The sequence below is a fragment of the Paraburkholderia sediminicola genome, assembly GCF_046026855.1.
GTDB classification, from domain to species: Bacteria; Pseudomonadota; Gammaproteobacteria; order Burkholderiales; family Burkholderiaceae; genus Paraburkholderia; species Paraburkholderia sediminicola_A.
Window position 1 is genome coordinate 1 of record NZ_JAQQET010000003.1, and the last position, 17,765, is coordinate 17,765.

The 17,765-nt window shown below is 61.6% G+C and carries 16 protein-coding genes; 9 read left to right on the forward strand and 7 right to left on the reverse strand.

Annotation, left to right across the window (positions count from 1 at the left end; all coding sequences use genetic code 11):
* From PQR40_RS03995 to PQR40_RS04005, 3 genes are all read left to right on the forward strand, one after another.
* Positions 1-210, forward strand: a 210-nt coding sequence (locus PQR40_RS03995) for a hypothetical protein (RefSeq protein WP_408508463.1), incomplete at its 5' end; no start/stop codon positions are given.
* Between the two features lie 57 nt (positions 211-267).
* Entirely contained in the window at positions 268-501 is a 234-nt protein-coding gene (locus PQR40_RS04000; protein WP_408508464.1) for a hypothetical protein, read from the forward strand.
* Positions 502-666: 165 nt separating this feature from the next.
* The gene (locus PQR40_RS04005) at positions 667-1,482 is read left to right on the forward strand and encodes a hypothetical protein (RefSeq protein ID WP_408508465.1); all 816 of its coding nucleotides are present in this window, start codon (positions 667-669) and stop codon (positions 1,480-1,482) included.
* A gap of 41 nt (positions 1,483-1,523) precedes the next feature.
* Here the strand turns inward: PQR40_RS04005 and PQR40_RS04010 are convergent, their stop codons facing one another.
* Both PQR40_RS04010 and PQR40_RS04015 read right to left on the reverse strand, forming a co-directional pair.
* Complete coding sequence (locus PQR40_RS04010; protein WP_408508466.1) at positions 1,524-2,132, reverse strand: hypothetical protein; 609 nt, start codon at positions 2,130-2,132, stop codon at positions 1,524-1,526.
* A 75-nt stretch (positions 2,133-2,207) separates the two neighbouring features.
* Positions 2,208-2,492 (reverse strand): hypothetical protein, encoded by a 285-nt coding sequence (locus PQR40_RS04015; RefSeq protein WP_408508467.1) that lies wholly within the window; start codon positions 2,490-2,492, stop codon positions 2,208-2,210.
* Between the two features lie 982 nt (positions 2,493-3,474).
* Here PQR40_RS04015 and PQR40_RS04020 point away from each other — a divergent pair.
* A complete protein-coding gene (locus PQR40_RS04020; protein WP_408508468.1) occupies positions 3,475-4,521 on the forward strand; it encodes a tyrosine-type recombinase/integrase in 1,047 nt (348 codons plus the stop codon).
* 5 nt (positions 4,522-4,526) lie between these two features.
* Here PQR40_RS04020 and PQR40_RS04025 read toward each other — a convergent pair whose 3' ends face one another.
* From PQR40_RS04025 to PQR40_RS04045, 5 genes are all read right to left on the reverse strand, one after another.
* Positions 4,527-7,079, reverse strand: coding sequence for a DNA internalization-related competence protein ComEC/Rec2 (locus tag PQR40_RS04025; protein WP_408508469.1), 2,553 nt, complete (start codon positions 7,077-7,079; stop codon positions 4,527-4,529).
* Positions 7,080-7,190: 111 nt separating this feature from the next.
* Positions 7,191-7,979, reverse strand: a complete 789-nt coding sequence (locus PQR40_RS04030; RefSeq protein WP_408227232.1) for a TatD family hydrolase — start codon at positions 7,977-7,979, stop codon at positions 7,191-7,193.
* Positions 7,980-8,026: 47 nt separating this feature from the next.
* Complete coding sequence (lolD, locus tag PQR40_RS04035; protein ID WP_408333364.1) at positions 8,027-8,770, reverse strand: lipoprotein-releasing ABC transporter ATP-binding protein LolD; 744 nt, start codon at positions 8,768-8,770, stop codon at positions 8,027-8,029.
* Positions 8,763-10,016: a lipoprotein-releasing ABC transporter permease subunit gene (locus tag PQR40_RS04040; RefSeq protein ID WP_408508470.1), complete on the reverse strand. Its 1,254-nt coding sequence runs from the start codon at positions 10,014-10,016 to the stop codon at positions 8,763-8,765. Before PQR40_RS04040 ends, lolD begins: the two co-directional genes overlap by 8 nt.
* 402 nt (positions 10,017-10,418) lie before the next feature.
* Entirely contained in the window at positions 10,419-10,664 is a 246-nt protein-coding gene (locus tag PQR40_RS04045; protein ID WP_408227241.1) for a hypothetical protein, read from the reverse strand.
* Between the two features lie 119 nt (positions 10,665-10,783).
* Between PQR40_RS04045 and PQR40_RS04050 the strand changes: the two genes are divergently transcribed.
* From PQR40_RS04050 to PQR40_RS04070, 5 genes are all read left to right on the forward strand, one after another.
* Complete coding sequence (locus PQR40_RS04050; RefSeq protein WP_408508471.1) at positions 10,784-11,929, forward strand: regulator; 1,146 nt, start codon at positions 10,784-10,786, stop codon at positions 11,927-11,929.
* 28 nt (positions 11,930-11,957) lie between these two features.
* Positions 11,958-13,664 (forward strand): single-stranded-DNA-specific exonuclease RecJ, encoded by a 1,707-nt coding sequence (gene recJ, locus PQR40_RS04055; protein WP_408508472.1) that lies wholly within the window; start codon positions 11,958-11,960, stop codon positions 13,662-13,664.
* A 196-nt stretch (positions 13,665-13,860) separates the two neighbouring features.
* A protein-coding gene (prfB, locus tag PQR40_RS04060) for a peptide chain release factor 2 (RefSeq protein WP_408227250.1) occupies positions 13,861-14,965 on the forward strand; the annotation gives its coding sequence in 2 pieces (ribosomal slippage) (positions 13,861-13,941 and positions 13,943-14,965; 1,104 coding nt in all).
* A gap of 134 nt (positions 14,966-15,099) precedes the next feature.
* Positions 15,100-16,641, forward strand: a complete 1,542-nt coding sequence (gene lysS / locus PQR40_RS04065) for a lysine--tRNA ligase (protein ID WP_408227253.1) — start codon at positions 15,100-15,102, stop codon at positions 16,639-16,641.
* Between the two features lie 330 nt (positions 16,642-16,971).
* Positions 16,972-17,685 carry a glycine zipper 2TM domain-containing protein gene (locus PQR40_RS04070; protein WP_408508473.1) on the forward strand — a complete coding sequence of 238 codons (714 nt, stop codon included), beginning with the start codon at positions 16,972-16,974 and terminating at the stop codon, positions 17,683-17,685.
* Positions 17,686-17,765: the final 80 nt, after the last annotated feature.

The following is a 17,765-nucleotide window of genomic DNA, read 5'->3' on the forward strand; positions in this document are numbered from 1 at the left end:
GTCTGCGATCTTGAACGCGTTGCAAGCGAACTTCTTTCCCGCATCGAGAGCTTGCATCGCCACGGCCTGCAATCCAGTTTTTTTGCGGAAACCAAGTTTTCTGAACTCGCCGAGAGTGTTCGTGATGCACGCAAACAGATCAAGGAAGCGCTGTCCGGACTTCACCGTGATCGAGATCGCATCGAACAGCGAACGAAGGAAAGCAACTAAGAAGTTTTGCGGAAACAGCAGACCGTGGCACAGTTGTCCCAGAACAGGAGGTGTCAAATGGAAAGCAAGCAAACGCGCGAGCACGGCGGCTGGACAATGAACGCCACCATCGATGACATTCATCCGACCGGATATCGGATCAGAAATCAGACGATCCGTCATCGCCACGTTCGAGAGTGGGAAATCGTCAAGGTCGATCAACCCGATGCGATTTTCCCGGATGACCTCGAAGCGTTCGAAGCGGCGTTTGCGGCTTGCCGAATCAAGATCGAGTCAAAGGGCGAAATGTAAGAAAAAGGGCGATGTGCTAGCGCACTCGGTAGAAGCTCACGACGTTCGATGTGTGTTCACATCAAGTGGATGGACCCAACAGGGTACGGGCGTATGCGTGACCGACAGCGACGTTGCACACCACTTGCAGATAGTCCGATAGACCAGCATTCGATGAGCCAAAACATGATCCGAACCGTAACCTTCGACGCCAATACCCTAGAAAAAGCCACTCGCCCCGAGCGTTGCGTCGGCGACCCGCGTCAGGCTGATTATTTCGTCGTCCATGCAGCGCTGAAGGATGGGAGGCTCAACGGCTATTTTTCACAAACGTATTGCAGCTTGGAAGGGATCGAGCGCAAAGAGCGGCCCGAGGTGTTGGCAAAAACGGCTGTCGGTAGTCGCTCAACGTCGCCCAACAAGCAGGCTGCGAATATCACAATCGAGATTCGGCATCATCGCCCGCCCTTAAATGATGCGTACGAGAAGGCTGTGCAGGCAGCTTTGGGCTTGGGTCTGCGAGCACTTAGGGGACCTGCTCGGTGGGTGGATGGATTAACTCGACCGGACCCGGATCAGTCCTTTTATGTGATTGAGCCTATCGAGCAAGTCGTGGCGCATCGTGAAAAGGCGAACGAAGTTGCTGCCGCCATCGAACAACGGGGTGTTGGGCGTGCTGTTGGTCTTAAGATCGGCAACGAGTACAACAAGTTAGCTGGAGTTACTTCCGATAAACCCAAACTTTGGCTTCAGGGTTTGGCCCATGCGCAAACGTCCGCAGAACGCACTGCCGTTGAAAAAGCAATTGCGGAGTGGTCGGATGGCGACGGCATCGCATCGCACGTCGGCTATCGAATCGATCTGTTCTGCTCCCATGACTTTGGAAAATCCGCTGGCGGCCCGTCAGTCATGAACCTGGAAAATCGCGCTTGGCTATCAAAGACATATGGCGTTATCTTCGTGACACTAAGCGAACTTGCGGAATCGCTCACAACCGGGTAAAAACGAGTATCCGCCGAATTGGCACTCGGGACGGTGCCCACTCAGGTACTCAGCGCCGGGTCGTCCTTGATCATAACGGAGAAGGCTGTGATTTCGCCAAGGTCCGGGAAGTCATCATCTACACGCCCCCACATCCACATTGAGTCCACGTAGATCATGTAAAGGAACTTGTGGAATTCGTGATAAAAGGTCGTAAGACTAAGGCGATGGCGCTCGGGCTTTGCATGACCCAAGGCAGTGTTACGAACCCTGCGGAATCGGCTCGCAAAGTCTTGCGGCACGTGTTCCGGAAATGCGCTGATGTGGTTTTCCCACGCCGGAGCGGTGCCGTTCAAGATTGCTTCGCGCCGTTTGTTCAGTACACGCTGTGCAATGCCGTGTATGTATTTGTCTGCTAACTCGTGGTCAAGTTGGGCAGTGTCGTTGCGATCCCGCTGCGTCGCTGCTAGCAGGAACTCATACAGGTGATGAATGAACCGCGCGTAAGCGTTGTAAGTTCTGAACGCAATCCTGCGGTCTTCACCTTGCATGATCATCTTCTCGGCAACGTGCCTGAATTCTTCAAACGCATCGCTGCACCTAAGATACTCGTGCTTCAACGCCGCGCACAACGCGAGGTCCGTCGCATCACCCGGCTTGAACTTTGCCATCTTTTCATCAATCCCGCTGTGGTTGTAGTCCGGATCACAGCTCCCGTGAGCTATCCGTTAATCAACTGCACGATCTCACGGCCACCACAGTGCAGCAAATCCAGTCAGTGCGCCCAACACAGCCGCAGCAAGGGCGGACCATGCCGCTTTTCTATTAAGGTCGGAACTCTTATTGTTAGCGTTTAGCAGCCCGACCGTCCACCCGGCGTTAGCCTGGGCCGGGTCTACTGGTTCGATGGTGCTGATGCCATCCCAACCCGGAACAACCGGAACACGGGTTGACTGAAGCGAAAATAAAGCCGCAGCTACGCCGGTTATCACCGTAGCCAATGTGAGCACCACAATCACTAAGACTTTCATCTTCGATCTCCCGTACCCGCATCCGAAACGATGCCGGGAAAATTTTCGGCAACCACTACCCCGGACCAGGGTGTTTTTCGCACCTCCCCTAGCTGGCGGCGCGTGTATGGGAACCCGCCGAAATCAGCCATTCGCACGAAACGCTCGCCACCGTTACTTGGCAATATAGTTCCCGATAGCGGGACGGCGGGTCGCGCCATGTTGGGTGCGATGTTGGCGCTACACAATCCGCTCGTGGCGGCAAAGGGTACGCCTGCTGGCCTGTCAATGCTCCGAATGACCCGTATGTACCCACGGTGACCAACGCGGTGCCGCTGGGCGATTGATTAGGTGATGAGCATTGCGCCGAGTTACCTCCCAAAATGGAATCATCGATGGTGCCAATTTGGCATCATCGGAGAAACCAAATTGGCATCTTCGTCTATATAGAACAGAGACTACTAACAGAGACTACCAGAGATAAAACCTGATGCAGCGCTGACGCGCCAGAAGCCGCCGAAATCAGTCCTTCACACGCGCGAAGCGCACGATCCTACCGCGCGCAAAAAAAGCCCCGCTATTCGAAAGAGTAGCTGGGCTCTTTCGCCTTGTTGTCGAAATACAACATTTCTATAAACAACAAAATAACGCGAAAAGTGTCAAATGCGTGATTTTAAAGAAAGTACATTTAATTAGACCAAAAAATGATTTGAAAGTGTTTTCGATTATCCATAACCTTTCCTCATTCAATTCAACAATTATCACGAATGACGAAAGACAACGAAAATACAGACTTCGAAAGCGACGCCTCGACCACGAAAGCGCTTTCCTTAAAGGAAGCCGCCGCCCTGCTTGGCGTCTCATACGCGACGATTTACGCCCACAAGGTAGACATGGGATTTTTCCAGATTGGCAAGCAATGGCGAATCTGGCCTGAAAAACTGAAGACCGTAACAGAGTATAATTCGTCCCGACCGGCGCGGACGGAACCGAAGGAGAAGAAATGGCACTCCGTAAGCGCAACGGCTCGACCACCTGGCACATTGACCTCCGCGCGCCAGGTGGCGAGCGAATTAGACAGTCTACTGGCACGGCCAACAAAAAGGAGGCTGAAGAGTATCACGACAGGCTGAAGGCAGAATTGTGGCGCATATCGAAGCTTGGCGAGAAACAAAAGCATACATGGGACGCCGCCGCGCTGCGAATGTTGAAGGAATCAACGCACCTTAGTTCTTACGTGAATCTCGAAATTCATATTCGGCACTTCCGGCAGTTTTTTTCTGGTCGCTTGCTGGAGTCGATTACGCGTGACGAGATCTACGAAGCATTGCCCCAACTGAGCGCACGAACGAAACAGCCTAAACCGCTGTCCGTCAAAACGAAGAATATGTATCTCGGTACTATGAGGCATTTATTCAATCTGGCGATCAAATGGGAATGGCTTGACCGTGTGCCGTTTCTGGAAGACACAAAGGTAGCAAACAAGCGCGTTCGCTTCCTCACGCGTGAAGAGGCGCAAAGGCTGATTGCGGCAATCAGTACCGAATGGCTACGCGACGTTGCAACACTCGGTTTCGCAACCGGTCTGCGACGTGCAAACCTGCTCGGTCTGGAATGGACACAGGTCGATTTGGTGAACCGGCGTGCGTGGATTCACTCCGATCAAGCGAAGGCGCGCAAGTCTATCGGCGTGCCGCTGAATGACGAAGCCGTAGCCGTCATCAGGCGCTGGATCGGTCGGCACCCTACGCACGTATTCTCGCGGCGTGGAAAGATCATTCCGAACGTGACTAGTGAGCAATGGAAACGGCAATGCGTGCGCGCCGGTATCGAGAATTTCAGGTTTCACGACATCCGGCACACCTGGGCAAGCTGGCACGTCCAGGCGGGAACGCCGCTGAATCGTTTGATGGAAATGGGCGGGTGGTCGAAGTATGAACACGTGCTACGTTATGCACACCTCGCGCCCGACCATCTGGCACACCATGCAAACGCGGTCACAATCTGGTCACAACAGGAAGTGACAACGCCGCAAACCCTTGCGGCGTAAGGCTCTCAGGGGTGGTATTTAAAGTAGCCTACCTGAAATAGCGCGACGAGCGGGTCGATAGAGTCGAGGAACGGCTCGGTCGACGAGGTCTTGCTCCCATGATGCGGCACGACCAGCACCTGAGCGCGCAACGCGTCACGATCGCGCGCGAGCAGAATGCGTTCGACCGGCGCTTCGATGTCAGCCGCCAGCAAGGCGGCCATGCGTACCGGCGCCGTTTGAACACTTCCGGCCGGCACGCTCTCTACAGCCGCCCCGCCCGCCGCCAGCGACATGCCCTCCGCGACCGGCGGGCTCGCCATGACAGACGGCTTCATCGCAACAGGTAGCGTACTCACTCGCAATACACAGCAATGCGCATTCGGCTTGACTTGCAGCGGTCCGGCATCCGGCCAGAGCACCGCGAACTCAACGCCGTCCCATTGCCAGCGCTGCCCCGCCGCACAGGGCAGCGTATCCGCGCCACGTTGCTTTGCTTTCGACCACAACGGATTGGCCGGCGCCAATGCCGCCACCATCTGGCGCACCTCGATTGCGTCCAGTACAGCCGGCGCGCCACCCGAGTGGTCGGAATCGGCGTGGCTGATGATCAGCGTATCGAGCGCCGTGACGCCGTGCGCCTGCAAAAACGGCACGACAACCCGCTCGCCAGCATGCGTCGATTCCGGCCCCGGTCCGGTGTCGAACAGCAGCGCGTGATGCGCGGTTTCGACCAGCACCGAGGTGCCTTGACCGATATCCAACGCCGTCAGACGGAAGCTGCCGTGCGGCGGCCCAGGCGGTGCCGGCATCAGCAGTGGCAGCCAGGTGAGCGGTGCGGCCCAACGCAGCGGCCAGCCACGCGGCGCCAGACACCAGAGGACACCCGCCGCCGCCGCGGCGAGCGCCCACGCGTCCGGCTGCGGCAGCCGCCAGAGCGTCCATGCCGGACCGGACAGCATCTGCAAGCCCGCGCTCAGCAGGTCGAGCAAGGTGTGCGCGGCGCGAAAGGCATAGGCATCGAATGGCGCAGGCAACGCGACGCCCGCCAATACCGCCGGCGTTACCAGCAGGCTCACCCACGGAATCGCGAACGCATTCGCGAGCGGACCGATCAAGGGAATCTGCGCAAACCAGTAGACGGTGAGCGGTGCAAGCGCGACGGTCACCGCGAACTGCACATGCGCGGCGCTACGCAGGCGTTCACCGAAAGCGCGCACGCGGCGGCCCAGGCCTGACCACAGCCGCGAGAGCCTTGTCGGCGCTACGCCGCCCTCACCGTCTTCGTCTCGACGCTGCTGATGATCCTGCACACGGGGCCGTCCCGACATCGCGAACAGAATCGCCGCCACCGCGCAGAACGACAGCCAGAATCCCGCCGACACGACCGCCCACGGATCGATCAGCAGCACCAGGCCCAGTGCCCAAGCCAGCACCACTGATCGCGCGACATTACGGCCGCTGATAAACGCGAGCGCCACCACGCCCGCCATCCACAGCGCGCGCTGCGCCGGCACGTTGAAACCGGCCAATGCCGCATGCAGCCCCGCGAACACCGCGCCGCCCGTCACTGCAACGACCTGCGCGGGCAGCAGCAACGGCCAGTTGCGACCGATGAACCCCGAGCGCCGCCACACCGCACCAGCGAGCCAGGCCGCAAGGCCCGCGACAAAGCCAATATGCAGGCCCGAAATCGCCACCAGATGACTGGTGCCCGTGCCGCGCATCAGCAGCCAGTCGGCCGCGCTGACCTGGTCCTGCGCGCCGATGGCGAGCGCCACCACGATCCCACGGTGCGGTGCATCGGCGAGCACCTTGTCGATGCGCGCACGTAGCGCGGCGCGCCAGCGATCGACCGTGACGCTGGCGCCACGCGCGTAACCCGGCAAACGCACAGCGTGAGCCGGCGCGCTCACATAGCCGGTAGCGCGTACATTACGCGCCAGCAAACTCGCCTCAGCGTCGCGCACGCCGAAGTTTGCGTTGCCATGCGGACGTTTGAGCCGCACGCTCAGACGCCAGCGCGCGCCGGGTTCGAGCAATGGCGCAGGCGTATCCGCGGCAATCCACGAGAGTTGAATCACGCGCGGAAAAGCGTCGATCGGCGCGTCGACCGAAGCGACTTCGAAGAGAAACCGCGCACCCTTGTCGTCGCGTGAAGGCAGACCCTTGATGCTGCCGACGACGTCGATATCGCGCCCTTCCCATGCGCTCGGCAAGCTCACCGCGAGCCGTGTTTCAGCGCGCCAGGCGGCATAGCCGAAACCCATGCACATGGCGGCAATCCACACCGCCCCCCAGCCAACGCATGAGCGCACGCGAGCGCTGGGCAAGACGTACCACAATCGCGAAATTGCAACTGCCGCATGCGCGCGCGCGATTATCGAATCACCGCACAATTCATCCGAAGTACCGCCGCGCACTTCATCTCGCGCACCGCAGCGCAATCCCCACGCCGCCAAAGGAATCGCAACGCACCCAGACATCACCAGAGCACACCACCCACCCCAATCCGGCAACGCCGCCTGCCGCTGCAGCCAGATCACACCCAACGCAAACCCGCACCACCATGCCCGCATCCACCCTCCGCCCAGCGACGCCGGAGGACGCGACGCACAGCGAGCAGGCGTCAGCAGGCCCGCCGGGCGTGTGTTCCGCCCGGCGCGAACCACTCAAACCATCGCGTTCAATTATGCAGAGGAAAGTGCGAGCCGCGGCAACGCGGCGAGCGCGTTAGCCGTTGTGCCTAGGGCGGCTTCGTCGGCAGTCATGCCGCGCAGTTGCGCGAGGCCCGCGCCGATGCCCGGAATCTGCTCCGGCGAGTTGCGCTGCTTGTACATCCAGGAAGGAGCGATGTCCGGCGCGTCGGTCTCGACGACTAGCGCGTCGAACGGCAATTGCTCCGCCAGCCGCCGGATTTGCCGCGCCCGCTCGAAAGTCAGATTGCCGCCGAAACCGAGATGCATGCCCTGGTCGATATACGCCTGAGCCTGCTGGAAACTGCCGTTGAATGCATGGGCGATACCACGATGGATCTGATGTCGCCGCAGCCCTTTGATGACCTGGTCCTGTGATTTTCGCACGTGACAAATCACAGGCAAATCGAATTCGCGCGCCAGTTGAAGTTGACCGTTGTAGAAAAACTGCTGGCGCGCATCGTCGAGACCTTCGACGAAATAATCGAGGCCGATCTCGCCGATGCCGACGAACAACGGATCGTCGAGGCTCGCCTCGATTTCCATGCGCAGCAGTTCGAGATCGCCGTCCTGCGCGCCCGGCGTGAAGAGCGGATGGATGCCGAGTGCATACGCGCCGCCGTCGATGCGGTGCGCGAGATCGCGCACCGTCGTGAAGTTCTCGCGACCGATCGCGGGAATCACGATACGCCCGACACCTGCCTGACGTGCCGCATTGGCGACTTCATCGCGGTCGGCGTTGAATTCGGAAGCGTCGAGATGGCAGTGCGTATCGATCCACATGGCGCGCCTCGTTAGCGGCAAAGCATCGCTCACATTCCGCGCGGCAATTAAACCGGCACAGGCGGATCTTCGTGCAACACGCCGTCACGCAAGCGCATGATCCGGTCGCAACGCCCGGCCAATTCCAGATCGTGCGTCACGATCACAAAGCTGGTGTCGAGCGTTTGCGACAGTTCGAGCATCAGATTGAACACGGTGTCCGCAGTGCCGCCGTCCAGATTGCCGGTGGGTTCGTCGGCGAGCACGCACGCGGGCTTCGTTACCAGCGCCCGCGCGATCGCGACCCGTTGACGCTCGCCGCCGGACAATTCGCCCGGACGATGCTTCGCGCGGTGCCCCATGCCGACGCGCTCCAGCACCGCGAGCGCTTCGCGCCGCGCGGCTTCGGTCGTCATGCGGCGAATCCGCAACGGCATGGCGACATTGTCGAGCGCGGTGAATTCCGGCAGCAGATGGTGGAACTGATACACGAAACCGAGCGCGCGATTGCGCAGGTCGTTACGTTCGCGCTCGGAGAGCTTCGTGAACGGCTTGCCCATCACTGAGACATGGCCTGCGCTCGGATCGTCGAGGCCGCCGAGCACATGCAGCAGCGTGCTCTTGCCTGACCCCGATGCGCCGACGATCGCCAGCTTTTCGCCGCGCCGTACGCTCAGTTGCGCGTTGTTCAGCACCTGCACATTGAGGCCACCCTGCACGAACGACTTCGAAACGCCGGTTGCTTCCAGCACATAGGGATACAGCGCGGTGTCTTCAGAGTTCATGGAAACGCTAGCGGAACGGTCATTCATAGCGCAGTGCCTCCGCAGGACGGACCTTCGCACCACGCCAGCTCGGATAAAGGGTCGCCAGCGCCGACATCAGGAACGCGATGAGGCCGATCCGCGCCACGTCGGCGGGAATCAGTTCGGACGGCAGTTCGCTGATGAAATACACGGACGGCGGCAGGAACTGCACGCCGAGCAGATGCTCGATCATCGGCACGAGCCACGGAATGCTCCACGCGATCAGGCAGCCGAGCGCGACGCCGGTCGCCGTGCCGATAAAACCGATCGTCACGCCTTGCACCACGAAAATCTTCATGATCGAGCCAGGTTGCGCGCCGAGCGTGCGCAAAATCGCGATGTCAGCCTGCTTGTTGGTCACCGTCATCACCAGCGACGACACCAGATTGAACGCCGCCACCGCGATGATCAGCGTGAGGATGATGAACATCATGCGTTTTTCGATCTGCACCGCCGAAAACCAGGTCTTGTTCTGCTGAGTCCAGTCGCGAATATATAAATCGCCGGACAGGCTGCGTGCCAGTTGATGCGCGACCTCCGGCGCACGCTGCATGTCGGTCAGGCGCAGCCGCACGCCGGTTGGCGCGGGTAGCCGGAACAGCGCCTGTGCGTCCTTGATGTTGATCAGCGCGAGCGTGCTGTCGTATTCGTAGTGCCCCGACTCGAAGATGCCCACCACCGTGAACTGTTTCAGCCGTGGCAGCATGCCGGCGGGCGTGATCGTGCCTTCAGGCGCGACCAGCGTGATCTTGTCGTTGACCGTCACGCCGAGATTGGTGGCGAGATCCGCGCCCAGCACGATGCCGAAGTCGCCCGAAACGAGGTCGGTTAGCTTGCCGCCCTTCATCTCCTTACCGATATCGGACACCTCGGGCTCAAGCGTCGGTTCGACGCCGCGCAGCGCCACGCCGCTCACCGCGTCCTGACGCGTGAGCAGCGCCTGCGCTTCAACATACGGCGCAGCGCCGATCACTTCCTTGTTCTGGCGGGCTTCCTTCGCAGTCAATTGCCAGTCGGGCATCGAACCGGTCGGCGAAAAAATTTCGACGTGCGCCAGCACCGACAGCATCCGGTCGCGCACCTCTTTCTGGAAACCGTTCATCACGGACAACACGACGATCAACGCCGCAACGCCAAGCGCGATGCCCGACATCGACACGAGCGCGATGAAGGAAATGAAGCCGTTACCGGTCGTGCGTTTGCCGGCGCGGGTGTAGCGCCAGCCAATCTGCCATTCGTAGGGAAATTTCAAGCGAATCCTTTTCTGCGTTCTTCGTCTGCTCATGGCCCGTCTGCTCATGGCCCTTTTGCTGCGCATGACGGCGGCAACCTGAACCTGTCGCGCCTGTTATGTGGCCTGAGCGTCGTGATCATTGGTGTCGCGGCAACCCGGATGGTTCCGGTACGACGTTCTGGCGCCTTCGGGCGCCTTACAGCGTCGTTAGCAAACCCGGCGCTACTGGAGCTACCCCGCCGCCACTGCTGCTGCCACCGTCAATCAAGCGCGAAGTTTGCCATACAATGCCGCGCCCTCGCGCAAAGGCCTTGCACACGGGCTCGCGGCGGGCTCAAGCGCCTGCTGCCGGTCATGAACGCCGGACTCGCGGCGAAAACCGGCTCACCTGCCGCCTTGAGCCGACACGCCCGTTCCGCACTAACGCAGGTTGTAATGGCGGCGCAGATCGTTGATGATCCCGGCCGCCTGGCTGGTCGCGGCTTCGCGCACCTCCGCATCTTTACGGTCGCGGTGCAGATGGGTGATATCCCAGTTACAGCCTTCCTCGTCCTCGACGGTCTCGTGGAATCCGGTCGGAATCCAGCCGGCCGTGGCCGGATTGGCTTCGAGCGCCTGTACGACCAATCCAAGCAGTTCCTGCTCGGTTTTCAGTTCACGCGACATGTCGGTCTCCCTCGTCATGCGCGCGGTGCCGCCGCGCCCGGCTGCTGCCACTCGCAGGGCTCGGGCAAGGCGCCCGAATCCGCCGATATGGTCTGAATACTCGCACTCTTTGCCCTACAATGCGCAGCATCATGCACGCCAACCGTCTTCATCTGCTCCTGCCCTTCGCGCTGCCCGCCGCAGCGGACGCCTCTACCGCCCTGCACGATATCCAGAGTCCGGCCCTCGACCGGCTGATCGCCCGCGCGACGCTGGTCGAACGGGTGGTCGGCGAAGATTTTCAGCGCACGCTGCCGCACGAGCGCTGGGTGGCGCGCCAGTTCGGCGCGCTTCCCAGCGGCACGGCGGCAGCCGACGAAGCGCCGCTCGCCCCGTATATGCTGCGCGCCGACGGCGGCAACCCCGGCAACGCCACGTGGGCCTGCGTGCAACCGGTGCATGTGCGCATCGCGCACGACCATCTGGTGCTGATCGATCCGGCCTCGCTCGATCTTTCCGACGACGAAGCCAGCGTGCTGCTGGCAGTCGCCCGGCCATTGATCGAGGAACTTGGCGTGCGTATCGAAGCGCCGAAGCCCACACGGTGGTATTTGTCGGGCGATGGCTTCGGCACGCTGGCAGGAGCGTCGCCGTTGCGCGCGAGCGGCCGCAACATCGAAATCTGGCTGCCGCACGAGGCGCATTCCGGCGACCGTTCGCGCGCCTGGATGAAGCTGCAGAACGAAGTGCAGATGGCGTGGTTCGAACATCCGGTCAATGAAGCGCGCGAGGCGCGTGGCTTGCCGGCTGTCAACTCGATCTGGTTTCACGCACAGGGCGCAGTGCAACCGGTGACGAGCCCGTTCGCGCGGGTCTTCTCCGACGCTGCGGCTACGCGCGGCCTCGCCATGACTGCGGGCGTCGCGGCCGCTGCGCCGCCGGCGTCGTTTGCGGCACTCCGGGCCGCTACCGAGGCGGGCGGCACATCGGGCGGCGCGGCCGCCAGCGCAAATACAAATGTCAACGCCAACGGCGCCACGCTGGTCGAACTGGATCCCTTTTCCGCGCCCTACATCGAACAGGACTGGGCGCGCTGGAACGACGCTTTCGCCGCGTTGCAAACCGACTGGTTCGAACCGGCACTACAAGCGCTGCAGTCGGGCCAGCTCGGCGAACTTGGCCTGACGCTGTGCGGCGACACCGGCTCGGTGACGCTCACGATCACGCGCGGCGACCTGCGCAAATTCTGGCGGCGGCGCATGCTCGCCTCGCTGTTCATCGAATGACTTATCGAATGATCCACGGCCTTTCAGAATGACTCGAATCGTTACGCGCGCCGCTTCACCCGTCGACGCCGAAATCCTCACCCGCCACGGCCTGCATCCGGTGCTCGCGCGCCTGTACGCCGCACGCGGCGTGTGCATGCCCGATGAAATCGAAACCGGCCTCGCGCGGCTCGTGCCGCCCGCCGGGCTCAAAGGTTGCGAAGACGCCGCCGTGCTGCTCGCCGATGCGATTCAGGGCAAACGCCGCATGCTGGTAGTCGCCGACTACGACTGTGACGGCGCCACTGCCTGCGCGGTCGCGGTGCGCGGCCTGCGCATGTTCGGCGGCCAGATCGAGTATCTGGTGCCGAACCGTTTCGAGTACGGTTATGGCCTGACGCCGGAGATCGTCGCACTGGCCGCCCGCAGTGCGTCGGGCAAACCGGAACTGCTGATTACCGTCGACAACGGCATCGCCAGCGTCGACGGCGTGGAAGCAGCCAATGCGCTGGGCATCGACGTGCTGGTCACCGATCACCACCTGCCCGGCGACGAACTACCGGCAGCCCGCGCAATCGTCAATCCGAACCAGCCGGGCTGCACGTTCCCAAGCAAGTGCATCGCGGGCGTCGGCGTGATGTTTTATGTGCTACTGGCATTACGCGCGGAATTGCGCCGCCGCGGCGCCTTCAACGATGCATTCCCCGAGCCGCGTCTGGATGGCCTGCTGGATCTGGTCGCGCTCGGCACGGTCGCCGACGTGGTCAAGCTCGACGGCAACAACCGCGTGCTGGTCGCGCAAGGTCTGCAGCGGATCCGCAAAGGCAAGATGCAGCCGGGCATCGCCGCCCTCTTTCGCGCCGCCGCGCGCGACGCGCGCAGCGCGTCGGGTTTCGACCTCGGTTTTGCACTCGGGCCGCGCCTGAACGCAGCCGGCCGCCTGTCGGACATGTCGCTCGGCATCGAATGCCTGACCACCGACGATATCGGCCGCGCATGGGATCTCGCCCAGCAGCTCGACACCATGAACCGCGAACGCCGCGAGATCGAAGCCGGCATGCAGCAGCAGGCGCTCGAAGACCTCTCGGCGATCAATCCCGACGGCGCGACCACCATCACGCTGTTCAATCCGGGCTGGCACCAGGGCGTGATCGGCATCGTCGCCGGACGGTTGAAGGAGAAGTTCCACCGGCCGTCGTTCACGTTCGCGCTCGCCGACGACAGCGGCCAGCTTGTCAAAGGCTCGGGCCGTTCGATCTCGGGCTTCCATCTGCGTGACGCGCTCGATCTGATCTCGAAGCGCGAGCCGGGTCTGATCGTCAAATTTGGCGGCCACGCGATGGCCGCGGGCCTGACGATGGCCACCGCCGACGTGCCGCGCTTCACCGCCGCATTCGAAGCGATCGGCCGCGAATGGCTCTCCGAAGAAGCGCTATCGCGCACGGTCGAAACCGACGGCGAACTCGAAGACGCCTACTTCACGCCGCAATTCGTCGAAATGCTCGACGCCGCCGTATGGGGCCAGGGCTTTCCGGCGCCGGTGTTTTCCGGCGAATTCGACATCGCCTCGCAGGCGCTGGTGAAAGACAAGCATCTGAAACTGCAACTGGTGCGCGGCCGCCAGCGTTTCAACGCAATCTGGTTCAACCATACCGACACGCTGCCGGCGCGCACCACGGTTGCATACCGGCTCGCCAGCGACACCTGGAACGGCGTGTCACGCGTGCAATTGATCGTCGAACACGCGGCGAGCTGAAGCGGCCGCCGGGTTGCCGCGCGAGCGGCTCCCGCGTGCTGCGCGTGCGCTGCCTGAGTGCGGCCAACCTTCTGCCCAGCGCGCGCAAAACACCGCAAAATCAACCCCAAACCCGCGCCGGATCGCACACTAGCCTCCGGCGCGGCGCGCCGATCGGCTATAATTTCCCCTTTTTACGAAGCTATAAAAGATCGACATGGAAGCGGAACGTCTCAACGCGATCGAAGCCTCTCTGGCGGACCTGCGCACACGCGCGGACGACCTACGGGGGTATCTTTGACTACGACGACAAAGCACTGCGTCTAATTGAAGTCAACCGGGAACTCGAAGACCCGGACGTCTGGAACGACTCGAAACACGCCCAGGCCCTCGGCCGGGAAAAGAAACTGCTCGACGACGTCGTCGGCAAGCTCACCTCGCTCGACAACGACCTGCGCGACGCGCACGACCTGTTCGAAATGGCCCGCGAAGAAAACGACGAGGAAACCCTCGTCTCCTGCGAATTGGATGCACAAGGGCTCGAACAGCGCGTCGCCGACATGGAATTTCGCCGGATGTTCGCGAACCCGGCCGATCCGAACAATGCCTTCCTGGACATTCAGGCCGGCGCCGGCGGCACCGAAGCGTGCGACTGGGCGTCGATGCTGCTGCGCCAATACCTGCGCTACTGCGAGCGCAAGGGCTTCAAGACTGAAGTGCTGGAACAGACCGACGGCGACGTCGCCGGCATCAAAAACGCCACGATCAAGATCGAAGGCGAATACGCATACGGCTTTTTACGCACCGAAACCGGCGTGCACCGCCTCGTGCGCAAGTCGCCGTTCGATTCGTCGGGTGGCCGCCATACGTCGTTCTCGTCAGTGTTCGTGTACCCGGAAGTCGACGATTCGATCGAGGTCGACATCAATCCGGCCGATCTGCGCATCGACACGTACCGCGCGTCCGGCGCGGGCGGCCAGCACATCAACAAGACCGATTCGGCCGTGCGGATTACGCACATGCCCTCGGGCATCGTCGTGCAGTGTCAGAACGACCGCTCGCAGCACCGCAACCGTGCCGAAGCCATGGCCATGCTGAAATCGCGCCTGTACGAAGCGGAAATCCGCAAGCGTCAGGCCGAGCAGGACAAGCTCGAAGCCGGCAAGACCGATGTGGGCTGGGGTCATCAGATCCGCTCGTACGTGCTGGACAACAGCCGTATCAAGGATCTGCGCACCAACGTCGAAATCAGCAATACCAAGAGCGTGCTCGACGGCGACCTTGATCCCTTCATCAGCGCCAGCCTGAAACAGGGCGTCTAGGCGCAACCGGCGCGGCATGCATCGCATTGCTGCGCCGTCTCTTTGCAACTTTGTCATAGCGCCTGAGGTTTTTTCACTGACTGGCCACCCGCATGTGGGGCTCCCCGATGCGGGCCACCGAATACCAAATCATCATGACCGAACCGACCCAGCCTAATGCGGCCCAGCCCAATGTCGCGCCCGAGGTAGACGACAACAAGATCATGGCCGAGCGCCGTGAAAAGCTGCGCGAACTGCGTGAGCACGGCGTCGCCTACCCGAACGATTTCCGTCCCACGCACCATGCCGCGGATCTGCAAACGCAGTACGCCGAGACCGACAAGGAAGCGCTCGAAGCCAATCCGCTCGAAGTCGCGATCGCCGGCCGCATGATGCTCAAGCGCGTGATGGGCAAGGCGAGCTTTGCGACCGTGCGCGACGGTTCGGGTCAGATCCAGTTCTTCATCACGCCCGCCGACATCGGTCAGGAAACGTACGACGCCTTCAAGAAGTGGGACATGGGTGACATCGTCGCGACGCGCGGCGTGCTGTTCCGCACCAACAAGGGCGAACTGTCGGTGCGTTGTACCGAACTGCGTTTGCTGTCGAAGTCGCTGCGTCCGCTGCCGGACAAGTTCCATGGTCTTGCCGACCAGGAAATGAAGTACCGCCAGCGCTATGTCGACCTGATCGTCACGCCGGAAACGCGCAAGACGTTCGTCGCGCGCACCAAGGCGATTTCGTCGATCCGCAAGTTCATGTCGGATGCCGACTTCATGGAAGTCGAAACGCCGATGCTGCACCCGATTCCGGGCGGCGCGGCGGCCAAGCCGTTCACCACGCACCACAACGCGCTCGATATGCAAATGTTCCTGCGGATCGCGCCGGAGCTGTATCTGAAGCGCCTCGTGGTCGGCGGCTTCGAGCGCGTGTTCGAGATCAACCGTAACTTCCGCAATGAGGGCGTGTCGGTACGCCACAATCCGGAATTCACGATGATCGAGTTCTACGCGGCGTACACCGATTACAAATGGTTGATGGATTTCACCGAGCAGTTGATCCGCCAGGCGGCGATCGACTCGCTCGGTACCGCCACGATCAGCTATCAGGGCCGCGAACTCGATCTGGCCAAGCCATTCCACCGCCTGACGATCAGCCAGGCTATCCAGAAGTACGCGCCGCAGTACACGGACGCACAACTCGGCGACGACGCATTCCTGCGCACCGAACTGAAGAAGTTCGGCGTGGACGCGTCGAAGCCGCAGTTCCTGAACGCGGGCGTCGGCGCATTGCAACTGGCGCTGTTCGAGGAAACCGCCGAGTCACAACTGTGGGAGCCGACCTACATCATCGACTACCCGGTCGAAGTGTCGCCTTTGGCGCGCGCGTCGGACAAGGTCCCCGGCATCACCGAGCGTTTCGAGCTGTTCATCACGGGCCGTGAAATCGCCAACGGTTTCTCGGAGCTGAACGATCCGGAAGACCAGGCCGCCCGCTTCAAGAAGCAGGTCGACCAGAAAGACGCCGGCGACGAAGAAGCCATGTTCTACGACGCCGACTACATCCGCGCGCTGGAATACGGTATGCCGCCGGCCGGTGGTTGCGGCATCGGCATCGACCGTCTGGTCATGATGCTGACCGACAGCCCGAGCATCCGCGACGTGATTCTGTTCCCGCATCTGCGCCGCGAAGACTGATCGCCGCGTTGCTCGCGTCAACGGCCCGTAAAAGAAAAATGCCCGGTTCGATGCCGGGCGTTTTTTATGCGGCGTATGAAAAGCACTGCCGGCCGAAACCTGACGGTTTGTAACCATCGGTAAAAGGCGCGCATTGCCCGCCAGACCGCTGTTTTCTTAACCCGCTGCGGAACCGCAAGGAATCAGGCGCCCCGCCGCCCTTCGCGCGCTTTGACGCGAAAGAGCCGCGATAATTGCCCAGGAATGGTTACAAATTGAAACCCTCCCGGGATCGATTTGCCCGACACTCAGTCTCAATAACAGTCGACTCTGCTCCAGACGGAGGCCAATATGGACAATCCAGATACCAAACCCACGCAACAACGTCGTATTCATCCGCTCGTCGCTACCGCGGCGGGTGCAGTGATCATCGCCAGCCTCGCCGCAACGGCGGCCGTCACGGGCCTGTTCCCCAAGGCCTCGAGCAGCGGCGCGCAAACCGATCAGACCCAGGCTGCGCAAGTGGCCACCCAACCGGGCGTGGTCGATTCGGCGGCACCCGCAAATCCGGGCGCTCAGCAGGCGGCCGAGCAGGCCGCGGCACAACAGGCAGCGCAGCAGCAGCCGCCTCAGCGCGCCCCGACGCCGGCGCAGCAGCAACAGTACGCCCAGCAGCAACAGGCCCAGCCGGCGCCGCAGTACGCTCAGCAACAGCCATCGCAACCGGCCTACTGCTCGAGCTGCGGCACGGTGGCCGGCATCTCGGCGGTACGGCAGGAAGGCCATGGCACCGGTATCGGTGCGGTCGGCGGTGCAGTGGCCGGCGGTGTCGTAGGTAACCAGTTCGGCAGCGGCGGCGGGCGCACGGCGATGACGGTGCTCGGCGTGCTCGGCGGTGGCCTGGCCGGTAACTCGGTTGAAAAGCACATCCGCAGCACGACGTCCTATTCGGTCCGGGTGCAGATGGAAAACGGCAAGACGCGCTATTTCACCTATCACGAAGCGCCGCCGTTCCAGCAAGGCCAGCGCGTGCGGGTCGAAAACGGCACGCTCGTAGCAAGCTGACCACTGGCAGCCTGAAGATTCTCCTGGCGTTAAAAAAGGCGATTCCAATGGAATCGCCTTTTTCTTTGCTGTAGCCGGAG

What these genes read in the sequence shown, in the direction of transcription:
- PQR40_RS04000 (WP_408508464.1), top strand. Translation starts at nt 268, where the DNA reads ATGGAAAGCAAGCAAACGCGCGAGCACGGCGGCTGGACAATGAACGCC.
- PQR40_RS04005 (WP_408508465.1), top strand. Translation starts at nt 667, where the DNA reads ATGATCCGAACCGTAACCTTCGACGCCAATACCCTAGAAAAAGCCACT.
- PQR40_RS04010 (WP_408508466.1), bottom strand. Translation starts at nt 2,132, where the DNA reads ATGGCAAAGTTCAAGCCGGGTGATGCGACGGACCTCGCGTTGTGCGCG.
- PQR40_RS04015 (WP_408508467.1), bottom strand. Translation starts at nt 2,492, where the DNA reads ATGAAAGTCTTAGTGATTGTGGTGCTCACATTGGCTACGGTGATAACC.
- PQR40_RS04020 (WP_408508468.1), top strand. Translation starts at nt 3,475, where the DNA reads ATGGCACTCCGTAAGCGCAACGGCTCGACCACCTGGCACATTGACCTC.
- PQR40_RS04025 (WP_408508469.1), bottom strand. Translation starts at nt 7,079, where the DNA reads ATGCGGGCATGGTGGTGCGGGTTTGCGTTGGGTGTGATCTGGCTGCAG.
- PQR40_RS04030 (WP_408227232.1), bottom strand. Translation starts at nt 7,979, where the DNA reads ATGTGGATCGATACGCACTGCCATCTCGACGCTTCCGAATTCAACGCC.
- lolD (WP_408333364.1), bottom strand. Translation starts at nt 8,770, where the DNA reads ATGAATGACCGTTCCGCTAGCGTTTCCATGAACTCTGAAGACACCGCG.
- PQR40_RS04045 (WP_408227241.1), bottom strand. Translation starts at nt 10,664, where the DNA reads ATGTCGCGTGAACTGAAAACCGAGCAGGAACTGCTTGGATTGGTCGTA.
- PQR40_RS04050 (WP_408508471.1), top strand. Translation starts at nt 10,784, where the DNA reads ATGCGCAGCATCATGCACGCCAACCGTCTTCATCTGCTCCTGCCCTTC.
- recJ (WP_408508472.1), top strand. Translation starts at nt 11,958, where the DNA reads ATGACTCGAATCGTTACGCGCGCCGCTTCACCCGTCGACGCCGAAATC.
- lysS (WP_408227253.1), top strand. Translation starts at nt 15,100, where the DNA reads ATGACCGAACCGACCCAGCCTAATGCGGCCCAGCCCAATGTCGCGCCC.
- PQR40_RS04070 (WP_408508473.1), top strand. Translation starts at nt 16,972, where the DNA reads ATGGACAATCCAGATACCAAACCCACGCAACAACGTCGTATTCATCCG.